Origin of the sequence: Streptomyces sp. SID12501 (assembly GCF_010550245.1) — a bacterium.
Taxonomy (GTDB): domain Bacteria; phylum Actinomycetota; class Actinomycetes; order Streptomycetales; family Streptomycetaceae; genus Streptomyces.
Window position 1 is genome coordinate 1 of the sequence record NZ_JAAGLU010000330.1, and the last position, 565, is coordinate 565.

At 74.2% G+C, this 565-nt stretch carries 2 protein-coding genes; both read right to left on the reverse strand.

Annotation, left to right across the window (positions count from 1 at the left end):
* On the reverse strand, positions 1–183 hold a 183-nt coding region (locus tag G3I71_RS46050), incomplete at its 3' end, for a CNNM domain-containing protein (RefSeq protein ID WP_164324894.1).
* A partial coding sequence (locus tag G3I71_RS46055) for a transporter associated domain-containing protein (protein ID WP_275409436.1) occupies positions 183–565 on the reverse strand: 383 nt, incomplete at its 5' end. The genes G3I71_RS46050 and G3I71_RS46055, both read right to left, overlap by 1 nt.

Below are 565 nucleotides of genomic sequence, written 5' to 3' on the forward strand. Positions count from 1 at the left end.
GGCCATCATCGCGGAGAGGTGCTCCAGCGCCCACAGCGTGGTGCGGGCACGCCGGCTGCCCTTGAGGGCGGCGGGCTCGATCTGGCTGCGACGGACCGAGATCAGGGCGAACTCGGCGCCGACGAAGAACGCGTTGGCCGCGAGCAGGACCACGGCCAGGGTGAGCGCGAGCGTGCTGTCCATCACGCCTCCTGCGTCGCGTCGTCGGTGAGGTCGCTGACGCGCACGCGCTCGACGCGACGCCCGTCCATGCGCTCGACGACCAGCCGCACGTGGCCCTCCACGACCTCGTCGCCCTCGACCGGGATGCGGCCGAGGCGCGCCATGAGCAGCCCGCCCACGGTCTCCCAGGGGCCGTCGTCGGCCACGCGCAGCCCGGTCGCCTCGTGCAGCTCGTCGGGGCGCAGGACGCCGGGCAGCACCCAGGACCCGTCGCCCTGACGGGCGAGGCTGCTGCGAGTGCGGTCGTGCTCGTCCGCGACCTCGCCGACGAGCTCCTCGACGACGTCCTCGAGGGTCACCGCGCCGGACGTGCCGCCGTACTCGTCGACGACGACCGCCAGCT